Origin of the sequence: Maribacter sp. 2-571, from assembly GCF_050589625.1 — a bacterium.
GTDB lineage: Bacteria > Bacteroidota > Bacteroidia > Flavobacteriales > Flavobacteriaceae > Pelagihabitans.
This window is the reverse complement of sequence record NZ_JBNGOP010000003.1, coordinates 205,552-231,669: the sequence shown is the minus strand read 5'-3', so window position 1 is coordinate 231,669 and position 26,118 is coordinate 205,552. Positions and strand designations below refer to the sequence as shown.

At 44.3% G+C, this 26,118-nt stretch carries 26 protein-coding genes; 12 read left to right on the top strand and 14 right to left on the bottom strand.

Going from position 1 to position 26,118, the window contains the following annotated elements; genetic code table 11:
* The 3 genes from ACRD7P_RS03645 to ACRD7P_RS03635 all read right to left on the bottom strand — a co-directional run bounded on the left by ACRD7P_RS03645 (nt 1) and on the right by ACRD7P_RS03635 (nt 1,992).
* Complete coding sequence (locus tag ACRD7P_RS03645) at nt 1-729, bottom strand: polyprenol monophosphomannose synthase (protein ID WP_430906186.1); 729 nt, start codon at nt 727-729, stop codon at nt 1-3.
* 254 nt (nt 730-983) lie between these two features.
* Entirely contained in the window at nt 984-1,517 is a 534-nt protein-coding gene (locus ACRD7P_RS03640) for a PIN domain-containing protein (protein WP_430906134.1), read from the bottom strand.
* A 19-nt stretch (nt 1,518-1,536) separates the two neighbouring features.
* Complete coding sequence (locus tag ACRD7P_RS03635; protein ID WP_430906133.1) at nt 1,537-1,992, bottom strand: helix-turn-helix domain-containing protein; 456 nt, start codon at nt 1,990-1,992, stop codon at nt 1,537-1,539.
* Nucleotides 1,993-2,347: 355 nt separating this feature from the next.
* Here ACRD7P_RS03635 and ACRD7P_RS03630 point away from each other — a divergent pair, with 355 nt between their 5' ends.
* The 3 genes from ACRD7P_RS03630 to ACRD7P_RS03620 are packed head-to-tail and all read left to right on the top strand — an operon-like array spanning nt 2,348 to nt 5,424.
* Nucleotides 2,348-4,015, top strand: a complete 1,668-nt coding sequence (locus ACRD7P_RS03630; RefSeq protein WP_430906132.1) for an ArnT family glycosyltransferase — start codon at nt 2,348-2,350, stop codon at nt 4,013-4,015.
* On the top strand, nt 4,016-4,672 hold the full coding sequence (locus ACRD7P_RS03625) for a DUF4271 domain-containing protein (RefSeq protein ID WP_430906131.1): 657 nt from the start codon (nt 4,016-4,018) through the stop codon (nt 4,670-4,672).
* A gap of 5 nt (nt 4,673-4,677) precedes the next feature.
* Nucleotides 4,678-5,424, top strand: a complete 747-nt coding sequence (locus ACRD7P_RS03620) for a uroporphyrinogen-III synthase (RefSeq protein WP_430906130.1) — start codon at nt 4,678-4,680, stop codon at nt 5,422-5,424.
* 246 nt (nt 5,425-5,670) lie between these two features.
* Here ACRD7P_RS03620 and pckA read toward each other — a convergent pair whose 3' ends face one another.
* The 3 genes from pckA to ACRD7P_RS03605 all read right to left on the bottom strand — a co-directional run bounded on the left by pckA (nt 5,671) and on the right by ACRD7P_RS03605 (nt 8,018).
* Entirely contained in the window at nt 5,671-7,281 is a 1,611-nt protein-coding gene (gene pckA / locus ACRD7P_RS03615) for a phosphoenolpyruvate carboxykinase (ATP) (RefSeq protein WP_430906129.1), read from the bottom strand.
* Nucleotides 7,248-7,526 (bottom strand): hypothetical protein, encoded by a 279-nt coding sequence (locus ACRD7P_RS03610; protein WP_430906128.1) that lies wholly within the window; start codon nt 7,524-7,526, stop codon nt 7,248-7,250. Before ACRD7P_RS03610 ends, pckA begins: the two co-directional genes overlap by 34 nt.
* Nucleotides 7,527-7,631: 105 nt before the next feature.
* Complete coding sequence (locus ACRD7P_RS03605) at nt 7,632-8,018, bottom strand: DUF423 domain-containing protein (protein WP_430906127.1); 387 nt, start codon at nt 8,016-8,018, stop codon at nt 7,632-7,634.
* Between the two features lie 86 nt (nt 8,019-8,104).
* Between ACRD7P_RS03605 and ACRD7P_RS03600 the strand changes: the two genes are divergently transcribed.
* Both ACRD7P_RS03600 and ACRD7P_RS03595 read left to right on the top strand, forming a co-directional pair.
* Nucleotides 8,105-9,475, top strand: coding sequence for a saccharopine dehydrogenase family protein (locus ACRD7P_RS03600; protein ID WP_430906126.1), 1,371 nt, complete (start codon nt 8,105-8,107; stop codon nt 9,473-9,475).
* A gap of 102 nt (nt 9,476-9,577) precedes the next feature.
* Entirely contained in the window at nt 9,578-10,048 is a 471-nt protein-coding gene (locus tag ACRD7P_RS03595) for an Lrp/AsnC ligand binding domain-containing protein (protein ID WP_430906125.1), read from the top strand.
* A gap of 248 nt (nt 10,049-10,296) precedes the next feature.
* Here ACRD7P_RS03595 and ACRD7P_RS03590 read toward each other — a convergent pair whose 3' ends face one another.
* The 4 genes from ACRD7P_RS03590 to leuS form a co-directional block, all read right to left on the bottom strand.
* Nucleotides 10,297-10,992: a zinc metallopeptidase gene (locus ACRD7P_RS03590; protein WP_430906124.1), complete on the bottom strand. Its 696-nt coding sequence runs from the start codon at nt 10,990-10,992 to the stop codon at nt 10,297-10,299.
* A gap of 469 nt (nt 10,993-11,461) precedes the next feature.
* A complete protein-coding gene (ald, locus tag ACRD7P_RS03585) occupies nt 11,462-12,562 on the bottom strand; it encodes an alanine dehydrogenase (protein WP_430906123.1) in 1,101 nt (366 codons plus the stop codon).
* 472 nt (nt 12,563-13,034) lie between these two features.
* Nucleotides 13,035-13,289 (bottom strand): SemiSWEET family sugar transporter, encoded by a 255-nt coding sequence (locus ACRD7P_RS03580; RefSeq protein ID WP_430906122.1) that lies wholly within the window; start codon nt 13,287-13,289, stop codon nt 13,035-13,037.
* Between the two features lie 26 nt (nt 13,290-13,315).
* Nucleotides 13,316-16,129 (bottom strand): leucine--tRNA ligase, encoded by a 2,814-nt coding sequence (gene leuS, locus ACRD7P_RS03575; RefSeq protein WP_430906121.1) that lies wholly within the window; start codon nt 16,127-16,129, stop codon nt 13,316-13,318.
* A gap of 42 nt (nt 16,130-16,171) precedes the next feature.
* On the opposite strand from leuS, the gene ACRD7P_RS03570 reads away from it, so the two are divergent.
* The 7 genes from ACRD7P_RS03570 to ACRD7P_RS03540 all read left to right on the top strand — a co-directional run bounded on the left by ACRD7P_RS03570 (nt 16,172) and on the right by ACRD7P_RS03540 (nt 23,156).
* The gene (locus ACRD7P_RS03570) at nt 16,172-18,100 is read left to right on the top strand and encodes a T9SS type B sorting domain-containing protein (RefSeq protein WP_430906120.1); all 1,929 of its coding nucleotides are present in this window, start codon (nt 16,172-16,174) and stop codon (nt 18,098-18,100) included.
* Between the two features lie 50 nt (nt 18,101-18,150).
* Nucleotides 18,151-19,287, top strand: coding sequence for a DinB family protein (locus ACRD7P_RS03565; RefSeq protein WP_430906119.1), 1,137 nt, complete (start codon nt 18,151-18,153; stop codon nt 19,285-19,287).
* A gap of 137 nt (nt 19,288-19,424) precedes the next feature.
* A complete protein-coding gene (locus ACRD7P_RS03560) occupies nt 19,425-20,303 on the top strand; it encodes a cell division protein FtsX (RefSeq protein WP_430906118.1) in 879 nt (292 codons plus the stop codon).
* A 290-nt stretch (nt 20,304-20,593) separates the two neighbouring features.
* Complete coding sequence (locus ACRD7P_RS03555; RefSeq protein WP_430906117.1) at nt 20,594-20,857, top strand: DUF3098 domain-containing protein; 264 nt, start codon at nt 20,594-20,596, stop codon at nt 20,855-20,857.
* A 5-nt stretch (nt 20,858-20,862) separates the two neighbouring features.
* Complete coding sequence (locus ACRD7P_RS03550; RefSeq protein ID WP_430906116.1) at nt 20,863-21,648, top strand: undecaprenyl-diphosphate phosphatase; 786 nt, start codon at nt 20,863-20,865, stop codon at nt 21,646-21,648.
* Nucleotides 21,648-22,346, top strand: coding sequence for a tRNA pseudouridine(55) synthase TruB (gene truB / locus ACRD7P_RS03545; RefSeq protein ID WP_430906115.1), 699 nt, complete (start codon nt 21,648-21,650; stop codon nt 22,344-22,346). Before ACRD7P_RS03550 ends, truB begins: the two co-directional genes overlap by 1 nt.
* Before the next feature lie 75 nt (nt 22,347-22,421).
* On the top strand, nt 22,422-23,156 hold the full coding sequence (locus tag ACRD7P_RS03540; protein ID WP_430906114.1) for a hypothetical protein: 735 nt from the start codon (nt 22,422-22,424) through the stop codon (nt 23,154-23,156).
* Here ACRD7P_RS03540 and ACRD7P_RS03535 read toward each other — a convergent pair.
* The 4 genes from ACRD7P_RS03535 to ACRD7P_RS03520 all read right to left on the bottom strand — a co-directional run bounded on the left by ACRD7P_RS03535 (nt 23,133) and on the right by ACRD7P_RS03520 (nt 26,066).
* Complete coding sequence (locus tag ACRD7P_RS03535; RefSeq protein WP_430906113.1) at nt 23,133-23,741, bottom strand: thioredoxin family protein; 609 nt, start codon at nt 23,739-23,741, stop codon at nt 23,133-23,135. The two genes, ACRD7P_RS03540 and ACRD7P_RS03535, sit on opposite strands and share 24 nt — an antisense overlap.
* 353 nt (nt 23,742-24,094) lie before the next feature.
* Nucleotides 24,095-24,559 carry a hypothetical protein gene (locus ACRD7P_RS03530; RefSeq protein ID WP_430906112.1) on the bottom strand — a complete coding sequence of 155 codons (465 nt, stop codon included), beginning with the start codon at nt 24,557-24,559 and terminating at the stop codon, nt 24,095-24,097.
* Nucleotides 24,560-24,561: 2 nt separating this feature from the next.
* A complete protein-coding gene (locus ACRD7P_RS03525) occupies nt 24,562-24,975 on the bottom strand; it encodes a hypothetical protein (RefSeq protein WP_430906111.1) in 414 nt (137 codons plus the stop codon).
* A gap of 209 nt (nt 24,976-25,184) precedes the next feature.
* Entirely contained in the window at nt 25,185-26,066 is an 882-nt protein-coding gene (locus ACRD7P_RS03520; RefSeq protein ID WP_430906110.1) for a YitT family protein, read from the bottom strand.
* Nucleotides 26,067-26,118: the final 52 nt, after the last annotated feature.

Genomic DNA, 26,118 nt, shown 5'->3' with positions numbered 1-26,118 from the left:
CTAAAATCTATTTTTTTGGAACATGCTGCGCATCTTCATCATAAAAACACCAAAAACCGCTTCCTTGATAATGGACCCGCTCATTTTTGATTTTCCCTTTACCCGATCCCTGAACACAATGGAGACCTCTTCTATGGTATAGCCCAGAAGGTAGGTTCTAAACTTCATTTCTATCTGAAAGGCATACCCCACAAAGCGTACGGAATCCAAGGCGATGTTTTCCAGTACATGCCGTTTGTAACATACAAAGCCCGCAGTGGGATCATGTACGCGCATTCCCGTTATCATTTTCACATAAAAAGAAGCACCATAGGATAGTAGCACCCGGTACAACGGCCAGTTTACCACATTTACCCCTTTTTTATACCGAGACCCTACCGACATATCGGCACCCTGTACGCAAGCTGCATACAAGCGCTCCAAATCGGGAGGACTATGGGAAAAATCGGCGTCCATTTCAAAAATATAATCGTATTTGCGGGCAATGGCCCACTTAAAACCATGGATATAGGCCGTTCCCAGACCCGATTTTTCATGGCGCACCTCTAAAAAAAGGTTATCGGGGAACGTTTGTTGCAGTCTTTGTACCATGGCCGCGGTACCATCAGGGGAATTGTCGTCCACTACCAGAACATGAAAATCCTTTTCCAAATCGAAAACAGCTTTTACAATGGCTTCGATATTCTCAATTTCATTGTATGTGGGAATAATAACTAAGCTGTCGGACATTGCCTTTTGTTCGCGTTTGGGCAAAAATAGTGTTTTTCCGAGGTGGTTAAAACAGCATATCGCTATTTAGATCATTTTAACTTTGAAATGGTGCGTATAGCAATGGAATTAATTTTTAGTTGTCCATGGCAAAAAGCCTGTCTTCCGCTTAGCTACGGTTAGATTCCCAGTCAAGTTGAGGACAGGCTTTTTAACGAAGAACAGCTGAAAAAGAAACCGTTTATTAGCGCTATTTCAAAGTTGGCAATAATTTATCAAATTAAGGAATGGAGGTAATCAGCAGATTCTTTAAGTCCATTTTTTCTCAGAACATCTAGAACTTCGTATTCATCTAAAGACGGATTTCTTCTATTTAAAACTAGTTTCCTGAACGCTTGTACTGCTTTTTCGTGATTCAAATCAATTATATCTGTAATAAAATCATCAGCAGATTTAGCAGACAAACCAAATCTAGATAAATACTCCTTTGGAAAATCTTTAAGGTTATTGGTTACTATAACATTGGCATTTGTCTTAATAGCTGCAGCCATTACATGCCTATCCTTAGCATCGGGGAGTTCCAAAGTTTCAATTAATGGCTCATAGTTGGTAACCAAGGCGTCGGGAAATGCGAGATTTGCCCGATTTGTTCTTTTCTTTATTTCTTCCTGGTCTACTCCCTTTCCCTTCATAACTTTTTCCCATTCATCAAAAATATGACTACTCCATTTTGGCGTAAACAATTCAAAGAAAGCAAACCAAAACAATAAATCTCGAATTTCAATAGGATAGATAATGTTAGTATCCAAGACACATGTAAATCGGACACTATGAATCATATAAGCCTAATTCTTCATCTGACTTCATCATATCCATCAAAAGTTGTTCTTGATTAGACTTCATTTCTTCTTTATGCTTAACAATATCTTCAAACTTTACCCTACGGTGTTTTCCCACCTTAGCGAAAGGAATTTTACCTTCTTCAAGTAATTTAACCAAATGAGGCCTGGAGCAACCCAAAAATTCTGCAGCAGCCTGAGTTGTCATCTCAGTAGCTATAGGCACTATAGAAATTGGATTACCCTGACTTGTTACTTTCAAAATCTTGGCTAATAGTTTTAAAACTCTCAAAGGAATTTTAATCTTTTCCTCTGTTTCTTCAATCTCGATTTCAGGATTTTCAGATTTTAGCTGTTCCAGAACAGATGCCAAAGCATCATAAGATTGCATTGCAAGTTCTTGCTCTTCTTTCGAAGGTCGTTTTATATTTTTGTAAGTTTCCATTATCCTGACCGTTGTTAGACTTTACAATAATAAACGAAATAAACGAAACGAGCTTGCTTCAAAAATGTTAAAGTTTATAAAAACTATTGCCAACAAAACCTCCCGTGAACAATACGAGCTAAGGGCTTCGTCGCAGGGTGTGTGGATTTTTATGAAGTCTGCCATCCCGATAGCTATCGGGATGGAATCTTGCCCTAGATAGGAAAACAAAAATAAAGACAAAAAAATTTCGCTGCGTGCGTGGCGGAAAGCAAACGCTAGTTTGCTCCCGTGCTGTTCAATGGAATACATGCCGTCAAACAAGCCGTAATGCGGTAGAATTTGTAATTTTGCCGTCGTGAACCAAGTCCGTGCCATGCCTCCTAAGTTTCCAAAACGTTTTCTGTATCTGTTGGGCGCCATACTCGTCATCAACATTCTACAGGCCGCTTACACCGAACTGATTTTTGACGAGGCCTATTATTGGCATTACGCCAAACACATTGCTTTCGGTTATTTTGACCACCCTCCGATGGTAGCCTGGATGATACGGGCAGGTAGCCTGCTCTTTGATGGGGAATTGGGCGTACGTTTTATAAGCTGTCTGTTCTCCGTCGGTACTTTAGCGGTGTTGTGGTGCACTATCGATACGGTACATAAAAACCGTTTTGTACCCCATTTTTTCATCGTGGCGTTTTCCATGACCTTATTGAACGCCTATGGTTTTTTTACGCTCCCCGATACACCGTTGCTCTTTTTTACCGCCCTTTTTCTTTGGTCCTATAAAAAGTTTATCGCCAGTCCCTCCATCTTGATCGCCGTTGGTATGGGTCTGGTCATGGCAGGGCTCATGTACAGCAAGTACCATGCGGTACTGGTGATCCTATTCGTAATACTATCCAATGTAAGACTGTTGACCAACAAACTTGCCTGGTTGGCGGTACTGGTAGCCCTACTGGCCTACGTTCCCCATTTTTTATGGTTGTACGAGCACGATTTCGTCTCGATCTTATACCATCTTTTTGAACGCCCGAACGGCGCCTATCGCTTCGAAAAATATACGCTGGGCTATTTTGTAAACCTTATTGCCATTCTCGGGCTCACCTTCCCCTGGGTGTACCGGGCAGTGTTCAAGACCAAGGCGAAAGACCCCTTTACCAAGGCACTTTTGTACCTTACCTATGGGGTACTCCTTTTCTTTTTCGTCTCCAGTTTCAATCGCAGGGTACAGACCCAGTGGATCATTGTCGTATCGATTCCATTGGTGGTTCTGGTATTCAAGCAACTCATTCAAGACCCCGTTACCCGCAAATGGATGGTGCGTATGGGCATTGCCAATATTATGATATTGTTATACCTACGTATAGGCCTAGCGATACCGGCATTGTTTCCGGTACATTATGAAAGTCATGACAACGAGCGATGGACGGGGGAATTACAAAACGAAATCGGCAAAGGGCCCGTGGTGTTTGAAAACAGTTACCGCCTTGCCCCGATGTATGCCTTTTATACTGGCAACGAGACCTTTTCCCTGAACAACATCAATTATCGCCAGAATCAATATTCCATTGATGATAGCGAAGCGAAAATACAGGACAAGGACGTGTATTACATTTCGCGTTATATGGCCAAGGAGCCGGTAGTGTTCCGAAATATAAAGGACGAAGCGTTCTATGGAAAAAAAATACCCCATTTTGAATCGTACCGAAAGCTTCGGGTGTATCTAGAGGACAAAAAGTTCGCACTTTCGAACGATGGGCCCCATTTGCTCAAAGTATACAACCCCTATGACAAGCCCATTGCCCTTGACAAACTAACCTTCGGAATCGCTTACACCAACGATTATAAAAGGGTGAAAAAAGTGCTCCCTTTACAAACCGTACTTCAGGACACAAAAAAAACGGCCTTAATGGCAAATGATACCACTTATTTTACGTTTACCTTTCCAAAGACAACGTTTAAGGACCCCGGATACTTTCGAATCGGACTTTCCGGGAACGGCCTGCACGTCGGACTTAACGGCAAAACCACAAAATTGGAGTAAATGGAACCCATACTAAGAACGAGTACGACCGTCGATTGGATTACCATATTGCTTTTTACCAGCTTGCTTTTTATGGTCATGGCCAAGAGCATGTCATATACCCGGTTTCTAAATTTCATTATTTTACCCTTCAACAATAAGTACGTATTCCTTTATAACAAGAAAGACCGTTTGATGAACTGGTTTCATGTGTTCTTCACCCTGTTCCAACTGATCAACGGCGCTATTTTTATTTATTTGGCCCGGGGCATTCTTCTGGATATGGGACGTGAATCGTATCCCTCGGTTTTTTTGTTTACCCTGCTCTTCTTATTGCTGTTCTTGACCACGAAAGTGTTGCTGCAACTGGGGAACGGATATATTTTTGGATCGAAAAAAGTGATTTCGGAAATACTGTTCAAAAAATTGTCGTATTTGAACTATAGCGGTATTCTCATGTTTCTCGCCAATTGCATCCTCTGCTATGTGCTAAAGGACTCGAAATTTGTAGTTTACGCAGCAATTTTAGGAATTGTATTGGTAAATGCCATCGGTTGGGTGCTGGCCTTAAGGAATCATCAAAAATTTATAGCCTCCCATTTTTTCTATTTTATTTTGTACCTTTGCGCACTCGAAATTGCACCCTTGGTAATAATTGGTAGCTACCTAAACCACTGAAAACTATGAAAGTAAAGACGATTTTGGTATCCCAACCAGAACCGAAAATGGAGAATTCTCCTTACGCACGACTAATAGATAAGGAGAAAGTTAAGGTAGACTTTAGACCTTTCATTCATGTGGAAGGCGTTGATGCCAAAGAAGTTCGTCAACAAAAAATCGACCTTAAAAACTACACCGCCATTATCCTGACCAGCAGAAATGCTGTAAACCATTATTTTCGCCTTGCGGAAGAAATGCGTTTTAAGGTTCCGGACACCATGAAGTATTTCTGCCAATCGGAAGCGGTTGCATACTACCTTCAAAAATATGTGGTGTACCGCAAAAGAAAAATATATGTGGGTAAAATGAACTTTATCGACATGGTACCCATGTTTAAAAAGTACAAGGGCGAAACCTTTCTATTGCCCTCATCCGATTCCTTAAAGCCGGTCGTTCCCGAAACACTGGATAAACTTGGCGTGAATTGGACCCGTGGAATTTTTTACAGAACGGTCATTAGCGACCTATCCGATCTGCGCGATGTTTATTATGACATTCTGGTGTTTTTCAGCCCGTCGGGAATAGAGTCGCTTCTTAAAAACTTTCCCGATTTTGAACAGAACGACACGCGAATAGCCGTTTTTGGAAACTCAACGGTAACCGCCGCTACCGATGCGGGCCTCCGGATCGATATTAAGGCCCCGACTCCGGATACGCCTTCGATGACCATGGCATTGCGAAAGTATATCACCGAAGCGAATAAAAAATAGTACTTATCCAAACATTTAAAAAAACCCTTTTAGCAATGCTAAAAGGGTTTTTTGCGTTTCTCGGCAATTTTTAATAGGTAATTTTAACCCGGATTATGCATTAAAACTTCGTAATGAAGCTTTTAGCTGCGATAAAATATGACATTTTTAAATGTAGCGCAGCACCATATTTTGAAGTAGATGGAAGCTGTAATAGATTTTCTAATGCATAAAGCGGGTTTAAGGTAAAAATGGTAATAGGCTTCCTTAAAAAGCGTACCGCTGTGGTCCGCCCCTTCGAATTTCCTCACTGGCGTAAGCTTCAAACTTTTTAAAGTTTTCACGGAAAGCGTTCGTCAGCTTAAAAGCGGTGGTATAGTAGGCCTCATCATCGTTCCAGGTAGCCCTTGGGCTAAGCACCTCTTTTGGAACACCGGGACAACTGCGCGGTTGCGCCACCCCGAATACCGAGTGAATGTGGTAGTCGTCATAAGAATAAAGGCCCAGTTCCCCGTTCAATACCGCATTGATCATTGCGCGGGTATAGGACAATTTCATGCGGGTCCCCACGCCATAGGGACCGCCGGTCCAACCCGTATTCACCAGCCATACGTTCACACCGCTTTCCTGCATTTTTTTGCTTAACATTTCCGCATATTTCGCGGGATGCAACGGCATAAACGGCGCTCCAAAACAGGCGGAAAAAGACGGTACCGGCTCCACTACACCAGCCTCCGTTCCCGCTACTTTTGCGGTATAACCCGATATAAAATGGTACGCCGCCTGGCTAGGCGTCAGTTTTGATATGGGAGGCAACACGCCAAAGGCATCGGCGGTTAGGAAGAAAATGTTTTTTGGGTCGTTCCCCAAAGAGGGTCTTTTTACATTCTCGATGTGATATATCGGATAGCTCACCCTCGTATTTTGGGTTATGGAAGTGTCGCCAAAATCAACTTCCCCGGCGTCGTTCATGACCACGTTCTCCAGAAGGGCACCCTTTTTAATGGCGCCAAAAATCTCCGGTTCCTTTTCTTGGGACAGGTTGATCACTTTGGCATAACATCCCCCTTCAAAATTAAAGACCGCGTTTTCGTTGTTCCATCCATGCTCGTCGTCACCGATAAGCTTTCGCGAGGCGTCCGTGGACAAGGTGGTTTTTCCAGTTCCGGAAAGCCCGAAAAAAATAGCGGTCTTTCCATCGTCCCCCACATTGGCCGAGCAATGCATCGGCAGGGTGTTCTTTTCCACCGGAAGAATAAAGTTCAATGCCGAAAAGATGCCTTTTTTAATCTCCCCGGTATACCCGGTACCGCCGATCAACGCTATCTTTCTGGTAAAATTCAAAATGGCAAAGTTGTGTTGGCGCGTACCGTCAATTTCGGCATCCGCCATAAACCCGGGAGCGTTGATCACCGTCCAGGAAGGGTCGAAATTTCGTAGTTCCTCGGCGGTCGGCCGAATGAACATATTATAAGCAAACAAATTTGACCACGGATATTCGTTGATTACCCGAATATTCATCCGATAATTGTCATCGGCACAGGCGTAGCAGTCCCGAACATACAGTTCTTTTTCATTCAAATAGGCAATAACCTTATCGTACAAGGCATCAAATTTGGATGGTTCGAACGGGATGTTGATGTCGCCCCACCATATCTTGTCGGCAGTAATGGCATCTTTTACGATAAACCGATCCTTAGGGGAACGCCCGGTAAATTCACCCGTATTTATGGCCAATGCGCCCGAAGATGCTTCCCGGCCCATACCCTTTTCCAGGACATGCTGGTGCAACAGCTCCGAACTATACTGATAATGAACCCGTTGATGGCCTATGCCGTAAGACGCTAAAGAGATTGTGGAAGGTGTGTTTTTTGACATATTCGTGTTGTAAAGCGGTTATCCTGTAAAATTATCACAAATTGACCGCTAAATGAGATAATTTTAAAAGAAATTCGCTCTGGAAAGATTGCCAAATCCAAAGCGGCGGAAAGGAAAACCTCAAGAACGGTCCATGGATGACATCCCCACAATGCGCCAAGAAACCCTAATACCATTTTTGCTTTGAAATTACCCAAATAAAAAGCAGCCATTTTTTGCTTGGACGAAAAAGAAAAATCAAGCATAGCCGTAGCTACGGTTGTTTTTTATTTTGAAGTATTAGCGGAAAAGGGCAATTTTTAATGGCTAATTTCAAGGTAGAAATGGTATAATAACGGAAGAATACCACACTATTTTACGTAGCGCATAACCCGCAGTGCGAATACGACCCAACCCAAAATCAATAAAACGCCGCCCAAAGGGGTGATAAAACCAATAACCTTAAAATCAAAGGCGGTAAGCGTATTGGTCGCCAAAGCGTAAATGGAAAAGGAAAAAAGAAGGATTCCCGCTGTCAACGACCAGTATACCCATTTTTTTTGCGGGGCGGGTATTTGCTGAAGACCCCCAACAAGCAGCAACAATAATGCATGGTACATTTGATAGCGTACACCAGTTTCAAAAGTTTCGATCTGGTCCGGTTTTAAAAGTGCTTCCAACCCGTGTGCGGCAAAGGCCCCTAAAACGACTGCAAGTCCTCCGAATACGATACCAGTAACCAATATTGTTCTGTTCATAACTTTAGTATGTAATATTTTTAAAAATATAACAATTTGATACCTTAGGGAACCGTTAGACAAAGGTACTTAATACTCAAAAAAGAATGCGAAACATACTGGTGCTAGGAGCGGGAAAATCGACTTCCTACTTATTGGATTACTTTTTGGAAAAGTCGGCTTCCGAAAAATTGTCGCTGACCATTGGGGAGCTAAACCCCGAGCGTATTGCGCAGCATATCAGGACACATGAAGCATGCCAGGTGGTCCGACTCGACATTTTTGACGCTGCGCAGCGCAAAAAAGCGATCCGCGGGGCGGATATCGTCGTTTCCATGCTACCGGCACGTTTTCATATAACCGTTGCCACGGATTGTATCGCTTTTGAAAAGCATCTGGTAACAGCTTCCTATGTGAGTAAGGAAATTAAGGAACTTGACGAAGAAGCCAAGAAAAAAGGATTGGTGTTCATGAATGAAATCGGTCTGGACCCGGGAATCGATCATATGAGCGCCATGCAGGTAATCGACCGTATTCGCGATCAAGGGGGAAAAATGCTGTTGTTCGAATCGTTTACCGGAGGCCTGGTCGCCCCCGAAAGCGACGACAATCCCTGGAACTATAAATTCACCTGGAACCCCCGAAACGTGGTACTGGCCGGCCAAGGCGGAGCGGCCAAATTTATCCAGGAGGGCACCTACAAATACATTCCCTACCAAAGGCTGTTTCGCAGAACGGAGTTTTTTGAAATCGAAGGTTATGGACGTTTTGAGGGTTACGCCAATAGGGACTCGCTCGATTATCGGGAAGCGTACGGTCTCGAAAATGTGCTTACGCTGTATCGGGGAACCATGCGGCGCGTGGGATTTTCAAAGGCTTGGAACATGTTTGTACAGTTGGGGATGACCGATGATAGCTATGTTATTGAGAACTCAGAGGGAATGCCCTATCGTGATTTTGTAAATCTCTTTTTACCCTACTCCCCCACAGACTCGGTGGAACTCAAACTGCGGCATTATTTAAAAATCGATCAGGACGACCGAATGTGGGACAAACTGGTGGCCCTTGACCTTTTTAACTCCGAAAAGACAATTCCCCTAAAAAATGCGTCACCGGCCCAAGCATTGCAGCATATACTAGAGGAATGTTGGACCTTAGGGAAAGCGGATAAGGACATGATCGTCATGTACCATAAGTTCGGATTTGAGCTCAAGGGCGAAAAGCATCAAATAGACGCTAATATGGTGGTTATCGGGGAATCCGACACCCATACGGCAATGGCCAAAACCGTGGGCCTACCGGTAGCTATCGCCACACTACTTATTTTAAACCGTAAAATCACCACCCCGGGAGTACAAATCCCCATCACCAAAGAGGTCTATCTTCCCATACTAAAAGCCTTAGAGGCTTATGGAGTCATTTTTAAGGAATTTGAAGTGCCCTATTTAGGGTATAATCCCGATTCCGTTTCCAACTGACCGGTAGTACCCCGGCGAACCCCCTTTTCTTGGCAAACCTCATAGGTTTGTTACTATTTATTACAAAATGGTTATTTTTAAAGGAAATATGAAACCATTTTTATGAAATCGCCTAAGGAAAAACTTAAGATAGACGGCATTGACAAAAAAATCCTTCGTTTTTTAATGGCGGATGCGCGAAAACCCGTGCTGGAGATTGCCCGTAATATTGGTATTTCAGGTGCGGCCATCCATCAACGGCTACGCAAATTGGAAGCATCCGGTCTGTTGGTGGGCTCTAAATTCATCGTTAATGCCAAGGTGATGGGATACACCACAATGGCCTATGTGGGTATTTATTTGGACAAGGCCATGAGCAACCCTATGGCGGTAAAACAGCTAAAGAAAATCCCGGAAGTACTGGAATGCCACTACACCACCGGCAATTGGTCCATTTTGGTAAAGATCCTCTGTCGGGACAATGAACATTTAATGCAGGTGCTGAACAACGAAATTCAACAGATCGAAGGGGTGTCCAGAACGGAAACCTTTATCTCCCTGGCCCAGCAAATCGACCGGCAGATTACCATATAGCAACGCTTTGATTTTATAAATACGGCGCTGTCACAATTGATAGGCATCTTTCCGAAACCTAAGGGCTATCGGAACCACCTTTGCCGGTGAATTTTTGGACCGGTTTTCCGGAAGAAATCGCATCACCAATACTATTATGACCCTAGGGCATTGAACTTGCCCAGACGCGCAGGTGACAGCTAGTACATATAAAATCCCGTTCAGTACCGAACGGGATTTTGTATAATACCAAGTATGGTTACCGCAAATTAATCCCTGCCACCCAATACTTGCATGCCCCAGTAGACCAAGGTGGCCAATGAACCAATGGCAGCGACCAAATAGGTTCGTGCCGCCCATTTTAAGGCATCTTCCGAACCCTTATATTCCTGTTGTGTTACGATGTTTTTGGATTTTAACCAGGCCAATGCCCTATTGCTGGCATCATATTCCACGGGCAAGGTAATAAAGCTGAACAGTGTCGCCATGGCCATCATTACCAATCCTGCAACGGCTACCCAGTACCCTAGACCGACGCCTGCGGCCGCGCCCAGCATCAGTCCACCGAACACCACCCACATACTCATTCCGGAAGTCACTTGAACCACCGGCACCAGCTTAGAACGCATGGTCAGCCACTGATAGGCCTGTGCATGCTGCACCGCATGGCCCACTTCATGAGCAGCCACGGCCGCAGCGGCAGCGTTTCGTTGGCTATAGACCCCTTCACTGAGGTTTACCGTTTTGTTGGAGGGGTTGTAGTGATCTGTCAGCATTCCGCCCGTCGATACTACTTTCACATCGCGGATGCCATGGTCCGCCAACATTTTTTCGGCGATTTCGGCACCGCTCATGCCATTTTGTAAATGTACCTGACTATAGTGTTTGAACTTGCTCTTTAACTTACTGCTTACCAGCCAGCTTACCAAAGCGATCGCTCCGATCAGTATATAATAGCCCATCATAATGTTTCGTGTTTAAATTATACTTAAAGATACTAAAGATTCCTGTTCCGATAGTACTGAATATAGCAAACAAAAACCCCGCCATTCTTCCCGAATTAGTCAACAGGAAGGGGCAGGGCCTTTGCAATCCCATTTCTACCTTAAAATTATCTATTAAAAATTACCCTTTTACGTTTATACTTCAATATAAAAAACAGCCGTAGCTACCACTATGTGTATACCTTTTTAACCTTGAAATAGCACTAATAAATAGTTTCTTTTTCAGTTATTCTTCGTTAAAAAAAATAACCGTAGCTACAGCTATGCTTAGGTTTTTCGCCTTGAATACCGAAAAAATAATCCAATTTTTATACGTGCCATTTCAAAGTTAAAATGGCATTAATTTTTCGTTTTCGTCTAAGCAAAAAATGGTGGCTTTTATTTGGGTGATTTTAAAGCAAAAATGGTATAACTGACAAAATGTACGTTTTTATGCCATGGCGGTCTCCCGACCAAAGGCTTGGGCAATTTCTTGGTATACCACTTTTCCTTTTACGATATTCAGTCCTTTTTGTAAAGCGGCGTCCGTTTCCACGGCTTTTTCCCATCCTTTATTTGCCAATTGGAGCACGTAGGGCAGGGTAACGTTCGTTAAGGCCATAGTAGAGGTATAGGGTACCGCTCCCGGCATGTTGGCCACGGAATAATGCACCACATCGTCGATAATGTAAACGGGGTCTTCATGTGTAGTGGGGCGGGTGGTTTCCACGCAACCGCCTTGATCTACCGCTACATCTACGATAACGGTACCTGCCCGCATAAGCTTGAGCATATCGCGGGTAATTAAATTTGGGGCCTTGGCACCTTTCAAAAGCACGCCCCCTATAATAAGATCGTGGTCTTGGATGTGTTTTCTAATATTGAATTCGTTGGAAAACTCTGTGACCACATGTGGGGGCATTACATCGTTCACATACCGCAACCGTTTCATGTTCACATCCAGAATGGTCACATGGGCACCTAGGCCTGCGGCCATTTTTGCCGCCTGAATACCGACCACACCTGCACCGAGCACCAATACTTTTCCCGGAGCCACACCGGGCACACCACCTAGCAATACCCCCCTTCCCTTTACAGGTTTCTCCAAGTATTTGGCACCCTGTTGAATGGCCATACGACCGGCCACTTCGGACATAGGGGTAAGCAAGGGCAAGGTTCCCTCTTCATCTTCCACCGTTTCATAGGCGATACAGACCGCCTTACTTTGTATCATGGCATTGGTCAACGGCTCGCTCGATGCAAAATGAAAGTAGGTGAACACCACTTGGTCTTTTTGTACCAGCTCATACTCCTCGGCAATCGGCTCCTTAACCTTTACGATCATTTCGCTCATGGCGTACACCTGACCTATGGTATCAAGGATCAGTCCGCCCGCTTTTTTATAGTCCGCATCGCCAAAGCCGCTGCCTTCCCCGGCGGAGGCTTGTATGTACACGGTATGACCATTTTTCACAAGTTCGAACACCCCGGCAGGGGTCATACCTACCCTACTTTCGTTATTTTTAATTTCTTTTGGAACACCGATTACCATAGCCGACCGTTTTCGATTGCGATGGTAAATTTGAAACAAATTAAAGAAACTAAAAAACTTTTTCGATGAAAATTTAGGGGTAACTGATAAAAATCATATAAAATTTTAATTTGCACCCTATAAAAAATAGGGGTATGTGCTTTATTTTATAAAATTATTCTAATGAACCCCTCTATTTTAAGGGGTGTACTATAAAAATTACTAGGCATATGCTCTTAAATATCACGTAATCCAAATTTCGATTCGGGTTCTTTGATAAAGAACCCAACAACTTCATTAGTTAGTTTTGTAAACAATGGGGTGAAAAGCAGGTATTATCTTTTCCTTCTTTAATCTATTTGTCGGCCCATCTATGCACTTCGGGGAAAGGACTTTTTAAGAGCGCGACCAAATCGTATTAACCGTCTTATTTTTCTTTTTCACAAGTTCGGTCTGTTTTAGGGCACACCGACAAGAAGATAACCTCCTCAATTCATTTATACCTCATTTTCATAAGGAGCATTAGAACAATGAGCATACCGGTAATTCCATTGGCCAGTACCACGGGCAAACTATCGATAAGCAACCCATAAACGAGCCATAGAATCACCCCTATAAAAAATACGGTATACATGGTCAGCGAAATTTCCTTGGCCGATTTTACCTTCCAGGTCTTGTACACCTGTGGCACAAAGGCCGCAGTGGTCAAACAAGCCGCGACCAGACCCAAAACTTCGATTTTATCCATCCGTTTTTTTTGCGCTTGGCCCCGGGCTACCCAACAATATTTACAATTTTACCGGGCACCACAATTACTTTTTTGGGAGTCCGGCCCTGTAATTGCTCTTGGGTTTTTTCGTGGGCCATAACGGCCGCCTCGATCGCCTGTTTGTCCATATCCGCTGGAAGCTCCATTTTAAAACGCATTTTACCGTTGAAGGAAATCGGATACTCCTTGCTGCTTTCTACCAAATGTTTGGGTTCAAAAACCGGAAAGGCGACCTTGGCAATAGAACCGCTATTTCCCATTTGCTCCCACAATTCTTCGGCAATATGCGGGGCATATGGCGATACCAAAATGGCCAAAGGTTCCAGAACGGCCCTACTCGTACATTTTTGGGCCGTAAGCTCGTTCACACAGATCATAAAGGTGGACACCGAGGTATTAAAACTGAAATTGGCAATATCGTCCTCAACCTTTTTAATGGTCTTATGTAGGGTTTTTAAACTCTCGGGACTAGGCTGCACATTGGAGACCTTGCTTCCGTTCGTATCAAAATACAGCTTCCAGAGCTTCTTTAGAAAACCGTGTACTCCCGTTATGCCAGCAGTGTTCCATGGCTTTGATTGCTCCAAAGGCCCCAAAAACATTTCGTAAAGGCGCAGGCTATCGGCCCCGTACTGCTCGCAGATCTCATCGGGGTTGACAACGTTGTATTTGGATTTGGACATTTTTTCGACTTCGCGACCTACAATGTATTTACCGTCCTCCAAAACAAATTCTGCATCCGTATAATCTGGCAACCATTGCTTGAAACCATCAACATCCAACTCGTCAGAACTGTTCACCAAGGCTACATCTGCATGTATGGGCACAACATTTTTCCCCGCTATTAGCCCTTTCGAGAGAATGCGACCGGTATCGCCTTCTCGATAGACAAAAGCGCTCGTCCCCGTAATCATCCCTTGGTTGATCAGTTTTTTGGCGAACTCGTCCTTAGGTACCCAGCCCCTGTCGAACATGAACTTTTGCCAAAAACGGGCATACAGCAAGTGCCCGGTGGCGTGCTCGCTTCCTCCGATATACAGGTCTACATCTTGCCAATAGGCTATGGCTTCTTGCGAGAAGATCTCATGTTCGTTTTTTGGATCCATATAGCGGTTAAAATACTGGGAACTACCCGCCCAGCCCGGCATGGTATTCAATTCCAAAGGGAAAACCGTTTTATGGTCTATAGCGGTATTGGCGACCACTTCATTTTTTATGGTATCCCAGGCCCAATGCGTAGCGTTCCCCAAAGGTGGCTCCCCGGTTTCCGTCGGCAAATACTTTTCCACATCCGGCAAGGTGATGGGCAACTGTTCGGCAGCGATCATTTGGGGCATACCATCTACATAATACACCGGAAAGGGCTCTCCCCAATACCGTTGGCGGCTAAATACGGCGTCCCGCAAACGATAATTGACCTTTCCTTGGCCCTGGCCCAATTGCTCCAATTCAAAAATGGCACGCTTTACCGCCTTTTTATAGGGGAGTCCGTTCAAAAAATCGGAATTGGCGATAACCGTCTTCTCCTTATCGGAAAAGGCTTCATCGGAAATATCGACACCCTCGAAGATATTCGGGATAGGAATATTAAAATGTTTTGCAAAATCGTAATCGCGTTGATCTCCACAAGGGACCGACATCACGGCGCCGGTACCATAACCCGCCAACACATAGTCCCCGATCCAAATCGGAATCGGTTCTTTCGTAAACGGATGTAACGCATACGCCCCGGTAAAGGCCCCTGATATGGTCTTCACGTCGGCCATACGTTCGCGTTCCGATCGTTTGGCGGTACGTTCCACATAGGCATCCACCTCAGCTTTTTGTTCAGGGGTCGTTATTTTTGAGACCAGTTCATGCTCAGGGGCCAAGGTCATAAAACTTACTCCAAAAATAGTATCGGGGCGGGTGGTAAATACTTCTATCCCCCTATCCCCAAAGGGGACTTCAAATGTTACGCTAGCGCCTTCACTCCTGCCGATCCAATTGGTTTGCGAATCTTTTAAAGGTTGTGGCCAATCGACCCCGTTTAACCCATTCAACAAGCGTTGGGCATAAGCAGAAATACGCATGCTCCATTGGGTCATTTTTTTCCGGATTACCGGATGCCCACCACGCTCCGAAACACCATTGACGATTTCGTCGTTCGCCAACACGGTCCCTAGCTCGGGACACCAATTTACTTCACTTTCCGCTAGGTAGGTGAGCCGGTATTTCAACAATACCGCTTGTTTTTGGGTGTCGGAAAAAGTTGCCCACTGCGCCGCAGAAAAAACTGCCGTATCCTCGTCGCTTATTGCCCTTACCTTGGCATTACCATCTTTTTCGAATAGCGCGGTCAGCGTCTCGATCGGTGCCGCCTTATCATTTTCGATATCGTACCACGAATTGAACAGTTGGATAAAGATCCATTGTGTCCATTTATAATAGCTTGGATCGGAAGTACGCACTTCCCTGCTCCAATCAAAAGAAAAACCGATTTTATCCAACTGCTCCCGATAGCGCTTGATATTCGTAGCGGTGGTTACCGCAGGATGCTGACCCGTTTGAATGGCATATTGCTCCGCGGGCAACCCAAAAGAATCATACCCTTGGGGGTGCAGCACATTAAACCCTTTGTGCCTTTTATAACGCGCATAAATATCGCTGGCAATATACCCGAGCGGATGGCCCACATGAAGTCCGGCCCCTGAAGGGTAGGGAAACATGTCCAACACATAAAACTTCTCCTTTTCCTTGCTTTCGGAAGCTTTGAAGGTTTCGTTTTCGGCCCAATATCGCTGCCATTTGGCTTCTATAGCATTAAAATCGTACTGCATTTTATCGTTTTCTTTTCGGTATCGGGCAAAAATAAGTCTAATATGGGAAAGGGGAAAAGATATTGCTATCTTCCACGTCCTAATACCATTAAGGTGCACAAGTCCCAAAAACATTTTAATTACCTCCTTTTAACGCTCTTGCTATTTGGGGTTTCCGAACTTCATGCACAGCTGGGGTTTTGTACCGGCAATTCGGGCGACGCCATATTCACTGAAACCTTTGGAACGGGCGTTACCGACGGTCCGCCCCTAGGTGCCGGGGTCACCAGTTATACCTTTACCTCGGGCACCCCTACCGATGGCGATTATACTATTTCCAGCACCACCAATTATTTTGATTGGCACGACACCGAGGATCATACCGAAAACGACCTTAACGGTAAAGCATTTATCGTGAATGCCAGTTTTACCGCCGATGAATTTTTTAGGCGCACCGTAACCGGACTTTGTGAAAATACCTCCTATGAATTTTCCTCCTGGTTGATAAGCCTTCAAACCAGTCAGGGATGCGGGGGAAACGGGATACCGGTAAACGTGAAGTTTGAAATATGGGACAGCAGCAACACTACCCTGTTGGCCTCTGGAAATACGGGCAATATCCCAAATACCTCGTCCCCTACTTGGCGACCTTACGGACTTGTTTTTAAGACCGCCCCGGAACAGACATCCGTCATCCTGAAAATGAAAAACAATAGTGATGGAGGCTGCGGGAACGATCTTGCGATCGATGATATCGTTTTTCGGTCCTGTGGTGATTTTATCGGTGTTAGCGATCCCGAGCTTGCAACAGGCCGGGGAATTTGTGATGATGAAGTTCCTTTCAACACTACCTTGACCGCAAATCCCGACTTTACCATCTACACGACCCATGCGTATCAATGGCAGGTAAGTACCGATTTTGTCAACTGGACGGACATCGTAGGCGAAACGAACCAAACCTACGACACCCCGGCCATTTTTAATGATACCTTTTATCGGGTGTTGGTTGCTGAAGATGCGGTAAACCTAACCAATCCCCGTTGCAATTCCGCATCCGAAATTTTTCGGATCAATGTTGTTTCGCGACCCTTGGCCCCTATAAGCAATGGCGATGGCGCAAGCTGTGCAAACGACAATGGCACCATATCGGTATCCGTGCCGGAAGGGATTACCGTGAATTGGTACGATAGCGCCGTGGGAGGCCTGTTGTTGGGCGAGGGAAGCACCGTTTTTCAACCGCCCGGTACGGGTACTTATTACGCCGAGGCGGTTTCCTCTTTGGGAGGTTGCGGGTCGGCCTTACGAACCGCGGTCGCTTTTGAAGCACTGCCAATTCCTGTCCTTACTGACGAAGTGTTGGCATTTTGCCAAAATACCACTACCACCCTATCGGCGGGCCTGGAAGCCGCTTCCTATGCCTGGAGTACGGGCGAAACCACTCGCGACATTACGGTCGATAGGCCGGACACTTATTCCGTAACGGTCACCGATGCCCGAGGCTGTTCCAATTCCAAATCGATTCGACTGGAGGAAATACCAATCCCCGTAATCAAGGACATCCGCTCGGAGGGGTATTCCATTGAAATCCTCACAGAAACCGACGGCAGCTACGAGTATTCCATTGATGGTATAGACTATAGCGCATCCCCGATTTTTGAGGGCGTTGCGGGAGGGCGCTATGATATTCGGGTACGGGAGGACAATGACTGCGGGGAAGCGGTAACCTCCTTTGTTCATTTTGTTGTCCCCACCTTTTTCACCCCTAATGGGGATGGCCGAAACGATATTTTTGAAGCCGAGGGTATCGCCTTTTTTCCAAATTCCGAAATTGCCATTTATGACCGTACCGGAAAATTGTTGAAACACGTTGTTGACGGGCCCATTTCATGGAACGGCACTTTTAACAACAGCCCTTTGCCCGAAAGCGATTATTGGTATATGATTCGAGTGGCCGATACGGTTTATAAGGGGCATTTTAGTTTGAAAAGATAAAATTTGGTTTAAAAACGGTAACTTTTCCGTTCAAAATAGCGTTGATACATATGAAACTAAGAAACCTCAGCACCCTTGTATTATTATTATGTGGTTTTCTTGCGATAGCGCAAGAAAGTGGAATTTCCCGAGATTGGACTTCTTTTGTACAAACCATAGAAGTTACTACGGATAAGCCCATAAAGTTTAGGGTTGTCGGGCTCGCAAAGACCGATGGTGAGCATGATTCGAGTTGGTCCGGCATTTGGGCGAGGGTCGACAACACTGGTAGTGAGCCTGGATTCTTTGATAATATGGGAGACCGCCCCATTATTTTAAATGAGTGGAAATCTTACACCGTTGAAGGGGAATTTGGAAAGGATGCTGAAAAGTTAAGTTTTGGTGGTATTTGTATAGGAAATGGAACTTTTTTGTTCGATTCCTTCGAGGTATTTACCGAAACCCCTACCGGGAGTTTCGAAAAGCTTGAAATTAAGAACTCCGACTTTGAAAATCAGGTCAAGAAAGGGATGATCCAGGATTGGGACCTGGGTATTCGTGCTGGCCAAAATATCCGGGTAAAAGAGTTTGCGTATACCTCTTGCTCGGATGCCGCAAATGGAAAGTACAGTTTAATGATCAAAGGTACTGGAATAGAAGAGGGTCCTTCCGATGAAATAGGACCTAAAGAAGGGTTCTCACCTCAAATAGGAACTTTAATCAGCATGCTCGATAACCTTAGCATACGTGTGGAACGGACTGTCGGAAATCTCAAAGAAAGAGAGTTGGATTTTTTACTCGATGAAAAAGCGAATTCCATAGGCGCTTTGATTATGCATTTAGTAGCTACCGAGGTATACTATCAAAAAAGGACGTTTGAGGATATCTCCTATACTAAAGAAGAAGAGGAAGCTTGGGAGTTTGCCATGTCCCTTGGTGAAAAAGGCAGAAAAAATATAAAAAATCATGACGCCAAATATTACTTCGATATTTGGAAAAATGTAAGGGAAAAAACAAAAGCGGAATTACAAAAGAAGGATGACGACTGGTTGACCTCTAATATACCCGGATCAAATACAAGCAACCACTTTGCTTGGTTTCATGTTATGGAGCATCAATCCAGCCATTTAGGACAGATTTTGTTGATAGCAAAGCGTATCCCACCTGATCCAAAAAAAATTACCGTAGAAGAAAAAATAAAAGATTAGCAAAAGAAAACCACAATGTCCTTCCAGCCTAGCCGGTATAGTCGCTTTTCTTAGACCAGGAGATACTCAAAATCACCCTTGTTAAAAAGTGAAATCATTAAAAAAAGTATTGCTAATTTTAGTTGTTAAACTGTGTTATGGGCAAATCATTTGAAAACTATCAAAAAAGAAAGCTGATATCCTCCTATTTTTCGGTGGTGTTGAGTATTGCCCTCGTATTATTCTTATTGGGGGCCTTGGGAATGCTGTTGTTGAACACCAAAAAAATGGCGGACCATTTTAAGGAACAGATTACGATTTCACTATTTCTAAAGGAGTCTGCAAAGGAAATCGAAATCAACCAACTACAAAAAACCTTGGCGTTGGCCGAACATGTGAAATCGGCGGTCTATGTTTCCAAGGAAGAGGCAGCGGAACGGCACAGCAAGGAAATCGGTGAAAATTTTATGGCGTTTTTGGGGTACAACCCTTTAAAGGACGCTATCGACGTGCAATTGATGGCCGATTTCGTTACCCCCGAGCGTATTGAGGAAATGGTGTCCGAAATGACCGCGAAGGCGTACGTAGCGGAAGTGAGTTACGACAAACCTTTGGTAGGCCTATTGAACGACAACGTTAAAAAAATCGGTTTCTGGATTTTGGTGGCCAGTGGTATATTCACCTTTATCGCAGTATTGTTGATCAACAGTTCGATACGGCTGAGCATCTATGCCAAACGCTTCATTATAAAGACCATGCAAATGGTAGGCGCCACAAAAGCGTTCATAAGACGGCCGTTCATATGGACCAATATTCGCTTGGGCATGTTGGGAGCGGTTCTTGCCATACTCGCGCTCGGCGGACTGCTGTACTACTTGAACACTGTTTTTCCGGAACTGGGCCTTTTTGGGGACTATACCGAAATCGCAATACTTCTCGGAGGGGTCTTTCTTTTGGGTATCCTTATTTCGTGGATCAGCACCTTTTTTGCCACCCAGCGTTTTTTAAACCTTCGTACGGACGAGCTTTATTACTGAAGTGGTTTAAACTTTTTCTCCCGAACCGTCGGGAGGCTAAAAAATGATGCTTTTTCACACTTTTTTCGACTTTTTTTCATTCCGTAGCCCTGCTATGCAACGCAAAAAAGGCTTCAAAAGAGCAAAAAATCAAGGAAGCCTCGGGATCGCTTCAATCCAAAAAGTTTAAATCACTTCACTGAAAACGATTCGTACCATCCCGATGTTTCCAACACCAACGGTATTGGTTTTCCTTTTTTATACCCGAGGAAAGCTCCATTAAAATGGTAACTTTTTCCTAAATTTGCGCCATGGCGAAAAACAAACACAACCAGCCCGAACATCGTACGCAGCAGGAATATATTTTTCAGCGTAAAAATTACCTGTTCATGTTTATCGGACTTGCCCTGATCGCGCTCGGGTTCATTTTAATGAGCGGCGGCGGTAGTGACGATCCCAATGTATTCAACGAAGAGATCTTTAACTTTCGAAGAATACGTTTGGCCCCTACCTTGGTATTGATCGGTTTGGGAATCGAAGTATACGCGATTTTGTTGAATCCCCATAAGAAGTAGTCACCTTGGATTATTTACAAGCTATTGTTCTCGCCATTATCGAGGGAATTACCGAGTACCTTCCCGTATCTTCTACCGGGCACATGATCATCGCCTCTTCCTTTTTTGGTATTGCCCAAGAAGATTTTACGAAACTGTTCACTATCGTTATTCAACTAGGGACCATCTTATCCGTAGTAGTCCTTTATTTTAAGCGGTTTTTTCAAACGGTCGATTTCTATTTGAAGCTTCTGGTGGCTTTTATGCCGGCAGTAGTGCTCGGACTATTGTTGAGCGACCTTATCGATGCATTGCTCGAGAACCCGGTTACCGTTGCCGTATCATTGGTGCTTGGCGGTATAGTATTGCTCCGGGTGGACCATTGGTTCGGAGACGCCGAGGAAACGGAAATTTCCTATTTAACCGCCTTAAAAATCGGCTTTTTTCAGTGTTTGGCAATGATACCGGGCGTATCGCGCAGTGGCGCCAGTATCGTCGGGGGAATGTCCCAGAAACTTTCCCGTACCGCCGCCGCCGAATTTTCGTTTTTTTTAGCGGTACCCACTATGCTGGGAGCTACCCTAAAAAAAAGTTACGACTATTACAATGCCGGATTTACCTTGACCTCGGACCAAATAAACCTGCTGATCATCGGAAATGTAGTGGGCTTTTTGGTAGCCCTGCTTGCTATAAAATCCTTTATCGGATACCTGAGCAAACACGGTTTTAAGTTGTTCGGGTACTACCGGATCATCGTAGGTGTCGCCCTGCTATTGCTCCATTACTTTGTACGTCCCTTAACCGTAGTCTGATGACAAAGACCGATTTTCTTGATGGCCAATTGTTGTTGATCGATAAACCACTGGGGTGGTCCTCGTTTCAGGCGGTGAACAAGTTAAAGTGGGCGATCCGAAAAAAGTTTGACCTGAAAAAAATTAAAATAGGGCATGCGGGAACGTTGGACCCTTTGGCTACCGGACTTCTTTTGATCTGTACCGGAAAATTCACCAAAAAGATAAACGAACTTCAAGGACAGGTAAAGGAATATACCGGCACCATTACCCTAGGCGCGACTACCCCTTCTTACGATCTGGAGTCGGAGGTAGATGCGGTTTTTCCAACGGACCATATTAGCCCGCAGGCCATCCATGAAAAAACAAAGGATTTTCTTGGGGAAATCGCACAACGCCCACCAATTTTTTCCGCTTTAAAAAAGGATGGGAAAAGACTATATGAATACGCACGGGAAGGAAAAGCGGTAGAAATACCAACGCGAACGGTACGGTTGTTCTCCTTTGAAATAACGGCTATCGACATGCCGGAAATCCAATTTAAGGTGGTCTGTTCAAAAGGTACCTACATCCGCTCCTTGGCCCACGATTTTGGGAAAGCTTTGGATAGCGGCGGACATTTGTCTACCCTAAGGAGAACCAAAATAGGGGAATACAACGTAAATAAAGCCTTAGACCCCTTAATTTTTGCTGAAAATCTACTTGGAACGGCACAATAATTGCCAAATAAAGGTGACAAAGCTTCCGTTCAACGAATAATTAAAATAATTTTTAGAAATTGAGGTTATAGCATTATGAGTCTCAACCGCAAACATTTATCGTTTTTGATTACATTGTTCGCCCTTGCAAACATCATACTGGTAGCATTCAACATCAGTTTGGGCAAGGAGCGTGCGGAGGAGGACGAATATGTTGTGGAGATGATATTGGCGGAAGAGGATATCGAGGAATTATTGGAAGAAAAAGAGCGCTTGGAAGAGATGGCGCAAGCCGAATCCATAAAAAGCCATTTGGCCTATAATGAAACTGCCAAACCGAGCTATGGCAATCCCGAACCGCTAAAGACTTTGGAGGAATTGATGGAGGAACGCGCCGAAAGTGCTGAAGATGGGGATCCCTCTGATATGGTGACGGACTCTGAATATGCGGAACGCGTAAGGGAATTGGCCAAAAAGCGGGAAGAGAAAAAACAATTGTTAGGCGAAAAAGAAGCGGAGAAAAAGGAGTTTACCAATAATTTGGCGAAGCGCCGAACGTCCGTTTCGTATTCCTTGGTAGACCGTAACAATTACAGATTGCCCCCACCAATTTACACCTGTATCGAAGGTGGCAAAGTAGTAGTAAACATTCAAGTAGATGCTTTGGGAAATGTTACCGAGGCCGATTTCAATCAAAAAAGTAGTGGTACTTCCAACGGATGCCTTGTCGATAATGCCATTGCATATGCGTTAAAAGCGAAGTTCAATTCTTCCTCAAAAGCTACCCAAAAAGGGACCATTACCTATCTATTCCAGCAAAAGGCGCGTTAGGTCGTCCAGAACGTTTTTACCCTTATCCTTATTGTACCACACCTGTAGGTCTTCCTTAAATTCGGGAGTCAATGTTCCATGTTCTTTTTTGTAGGCCGCTACAAGCGCCGTTGCCGCATTGGAACGGGGACCCCAGGTGTTAACTACCGCTCCCGAAACATCATCGATCATGATCAGTTTGGGTATCGATAGCGCGCCATTGGTCAAAAAACGCTGCATCAGCTCCGGATGTTCGTCCCTGAGGAGTATTTTGAAGGTGATGTTCGGGTTCAACTCCGCTATTTTATGCATCACCGGCAAGGATGGCGAAGCATCGCCACACCAGCTTTCTGTAAATACCAACCAAGTCACCTGCTTGTTAAACGAGGCTATTGTTCCTTCTATTTCCGTGTCAAATTTGAGCGTTTTGTCCCATCGCCTCATCCGACGATCGTTCAACATCGTATAATTGACCAAGGCCTCTTTCTGCTCTGATCCCGTCGTTTTACCATTTTGGGCCAACGTGCTGACCAAATTGCGATATTCGGAATATGACATGGCCGTTATCAAACCCTTCTTTATCAACGCTTCGGTTGTATGTTCCATTTGTATCAAAGCTATTAGTTTACCCTATTTTTTGTCTTATACCATTTTAACTTTGAAATGGTATTACTGTTGTAGTAGTCTGAAAACCATCGCAAATCTTACAGATTATGCCCTCATGGGTCTACAATACAAAAATAGATGTCCCAATCCTATTTACGTATCCTGAATATCCTGAGTTCTCCCTCGGAACATATACAGTGAACTGCCGTGGCCCAAGACTTCCCTAATGTTATACCACAAACGGAAGAACGTTCCCAAAAATAACATCGGGAACGTTCGTAGCACAGCCAATACCTTTTTAACTTGGAAATGGTGAAATTTATTAATGGACAGCACCTAAATGCCGACCTACACTATTCCATTTCTTCATACTCCTTAACCTCTATATCACTGATATCAAATACCATTCCTTGATAAGGATTAAAGCCTTCCGGCAAATACAGGTAATGGTCAAATCCTAGGTCGGTGCTTATCTCGTTCTGGTCGGTTTTCATCTGCTCCATATCCCAAATGGTTCCCGAATAAGGGTTGAAGTTTTCGGGCAGGTACAGGTAATGGTCAAAACCCAAAGCTACTTCTTCCGCTACTTCGATCACTTTTATGGAATCGACCATAACCTGCATTCCCGAATAGGGATTGAAATCCTCGGGAAGGTATAGGTAGTGATCAAAATCCAAGGAAACATTTTGTTCCGATCTTTCGTTGTTTTCGACCTGCGCGTTGCGCTCCTCTTTGTCGTTGCCCAAGGTTGGATCGGGAAAAAGGGCCAGTGTCCCCATTAAAACGATACTTACGAATGTATTTTTTGTTGTTGTCATCTTTATTTGTTGTTTAAAAGTTCAATATTAATCGCTGCTTTTTCTTCTAGACTTAATGGTACTATTTCATGATTTTTTATGCTTTGTTCCTTTTCTGCAAACACTTTCAAAACACCTTCGAAAAATGGGCTCCCATCGGTCTTCATCAGTACCAAAAAGTGATTGCCATCCTTCATGCGCAAGATGCTCGTTACCTTGACCGTGACATTCCGTATCGCTGAAAGTTGCTGTAGCATTTCCAAACGATGTCCCATAAAATTGAGGGAGTAATGTACGAACTCGTAGTATCGGTTGGCCGGTTCCTTTAACTTAAACATATCGCCCGCAGCCACGCTTACCACTTCATTTTTCCCCGGAGTTTTCTCCAGGGACTTACCCATCTCCTCAAAGAAATCGATATGCTTTTTTTTGGCCATTGTTAACCGTTTTTAGAATGGCATACAAAAATACGACGGGAAGCATGAAAACAAAAGCATTACTCCGTTAAACAATAGTTAAACTATCACTTTTAATAGCTTTACTATTAAAATGTAGTTTAAAAAAGTAGCGAAAGATTAACGCCAGCATGTAATAGGAAGACAGGAAACACACCAATGGTGCATATAAGGGATATTAACAGTAGGACCTACAACACCCTCTTTTTGATCATTCCCCCTCGCGTATCGTTTATTTTGGTCATGACCACGAACGCTTTCGGGTCTATTTTCGTGATCTCTATATTCAGGCGTCGAATTTCCAAACGGGTAATTACGGTAAACAGCACATCATAATCGTTATGGATTCCCTCCTTCCCATAACCGCCCTTTCCGTCGTACATAGTTACTCCCCTACCCATAACCTCAATGAGCATCAACCGGATTTCCTCGCTATATTTGGAGATAATGGTCACTCCCGTATACTCCTCTATACCCTCTACTACAAAATCGAGCGTTTTTGATGCCGCCAAATAGGTAAGCATAGAATATAGGGCCGTTTCGATGGACAATAGGTAGGCGGCCGCCATAAAGACCAGTATGTTTACCAAAATAATAATGTCGCCAATGGTAGTGCTCAGTTTTCTACTCAGATAGATGGCCAAAACCTCGGTGCCATCCAGAACACTTCCTCCTCTAATGGACAACCCGATACCCGCTCCTAGAAAAAACCCTCCGAAAACCGCGACCAAAAGTTTATCCTGCGTGACCTCCGGAAAACTAACGGTAGCCAAGGTAAGGGCCAAAAGTAAAATGGCCACGGTGGTCTTGAGCGCGAACATTTTTCCGATTACCCGCCAACCCAAAAACATAAAGGGAATGTTCACCAATACGATCAGCAAGGACAGGGAAAGATCGGAAACCTCCGCGACCAACAAGGATATGCCCGTTGCGCCGCCATCTATAAAACGGTTCGGAAACAAAAAGCTCTCCAGCCCGAAAGCGGCGCTCAATACGCCCGTCAGGATAAAAAATACATCCTTGGACATCTGTCGTAAATTAAACTGCGCATTATCCTGCTTTTCAGATGCCATTGCTTATTTGTTTTTACTGAAGTGGTTCAACCTTTTTGTTATCTAGCCCTGA

Bases quoted from the DNA above. Each gene is read 5' to 3' on its own strand.
- ACRD7P_RS03645 (WP_430906186.1), bottom strand. From the start codon at position 729: ATGTCCGACAGCTTAGTTATTATTCCCACATACAATGAAATTGAGAAT.
- ACRD7P_RS03635 (WP_430906133.1), bottom strand. From the start codon at position 1,992: ATGGAAACTTACAAAAATATAAAACGACCTTCGAAAGAAGAGCAAGAA.
- ACRD7P_RS03630 (WP_430906132.1), top strand. From the start codon at position 2,348: ATGCCTCCTAAGTTTCCAAAACGTTTTCTGTATCTGTTGGGCGCCATA.
- ACRD7P_RS03625 (WP_430906131.1), top strand. From the start codon at position 4,016: ATGGAACCCATACTAAGAACGAGTACGACCGTCGATTGGATTACCATA.
- ACRD7P_RS03620 (WP_430906130.1), top strand. From the start codon at position 4,678: ATGAAAGTAAAGACGATTTTGGTATCCCAACCAGAACCGAAAATGGAG.
- pckA (WP_430906129.1), bottom strand. From the start codon at position 7,281: ATGTCAAAAAACACACCTTCCACAATCTCTTTAGCGTCTTACGGCATA.
- ACRD7P_RS03610 (WP_430906128.1), bottom strand. From the start codon at position 7,526: ATGCTTGATTTTTCTTTTTCGTCCAAGCAAAAAATGGCTGCTTTTTAT.
- ACRD7P_RS03605 (WP_430906127.1), bottom strand. From the start codon at position 8,018: ATGAACAGAACAATATTGGTTACTGGTATCGTATTCGGAGGACTTGCA.
- ACRD7P_RS03600 (WP_430906126.1), top strand. From the start codon at position 8,105: ATGCGAAACATACTGGTGCTAGGAGCGGGAAAATCGACTTCCTACTTA.
- ACRD7P_RS03595 (WP_430906125.1), top strand. From the start codon at position 9,578: ATGAAATCGCCTAAGGAAAAACTTAAGATAGACGGCATTGACAAAAAA.
- ACRD7P_RS03590 (WP_430906124.1), bottom strand. From the start codon at position 10,992: ATGATGGGCTATTATATACTGATCGGAGCGATCGCTTTGGTAAGCTGG.
- ald (WP_430906123.1), bottom strand. From the start codon at position 12,562: ATGGTAATCGGTGTTCCAAAAGAAATTAAAAATAACGAAAGTAGGGTA.
- ACRD7P_RS03580 (WP_430906122.1), bottom strand. From the start codon at position 13,289: ATGGATAAAATCGAAGTTTTGGGTCTGGTCGCGGCTTGTTTGACCACT.
- leuS (WP_430906121.1), bottom strand. From the start codon at position 16,129: ATGCAGTACGATTTTAATGCTATAGAAGCCAAATGGCAGCGATATTGG.
- ACRD7P_RS03570 (WP_430906120.1), top strand. From the start codon at position 16,172: ATGGGAAAGGGGAAAAGATATTGCTATCTTCCACGTCCTAATACCATT.
- ACRD7P_RS03565 (WP_430906119.1), top strand. From the start codon at position 18,151: ATGAAACTAAGAAACCTCAGCACCCTTGTATTATTATTATGTGGTTTT.
- ACRD7P_RS03560 (WP_430906118.1), top strand. From the start codon at position 19,425: ATGGGCAAATCATTTGAAAACTATCAAAAAAGAAAGCTGATATCCTCC.
- ACRD7P_RS03555 (WP_430906117.1), top strand. From the start codon at position 20,594: ATGGCGAAAAACAAACACAACCAGCCCGAACATCGTACGCAGCAGGAA.
- truB (WP_430906115.1), top strand. From the start codon at position 21,648: ATGACAAAGACCGATTTTCTTGATGGCCAATTGTTGTTGATCGATAAA.
- ACRD7P_RS03540 (WP_430906114.1), top strand. From the start codon at position 22,422: ATGAGTCTCAACCGCAAACATTTATCGTTTTTGATTACATTGTTCGCC.
- ACRD7P_RS03535 (WP_430906113.1), bottom strand. From the start codon at position 23,741: ATGGAACATACAACCGAAGCGTTGATAAAGAAGGGTTTGATAACGGCC.
- ACRD7P_RS03530 (WP_430906112.1), bottom strand. From the start codon at position 24,559: ATGACAACAACAAAAAATACATTCGTAAGTATCGTTTTAATGGGGACA.
- ACRD7P_RS03525 (WP_430906111.1), bottom strand. From the start codon at position 24,975: ATGGCCAAAAAAAAGCATATCGATTTCTTTGAGGAGATGGGTAAGTCC.
- ACRD7P_RS03520 (WP_430906110.1), bottom strand. From the start codon at position 26,066: ATGGCATCTGAAAAGCAGGATAATGCGCAGTTTAATTTACGACAGATG.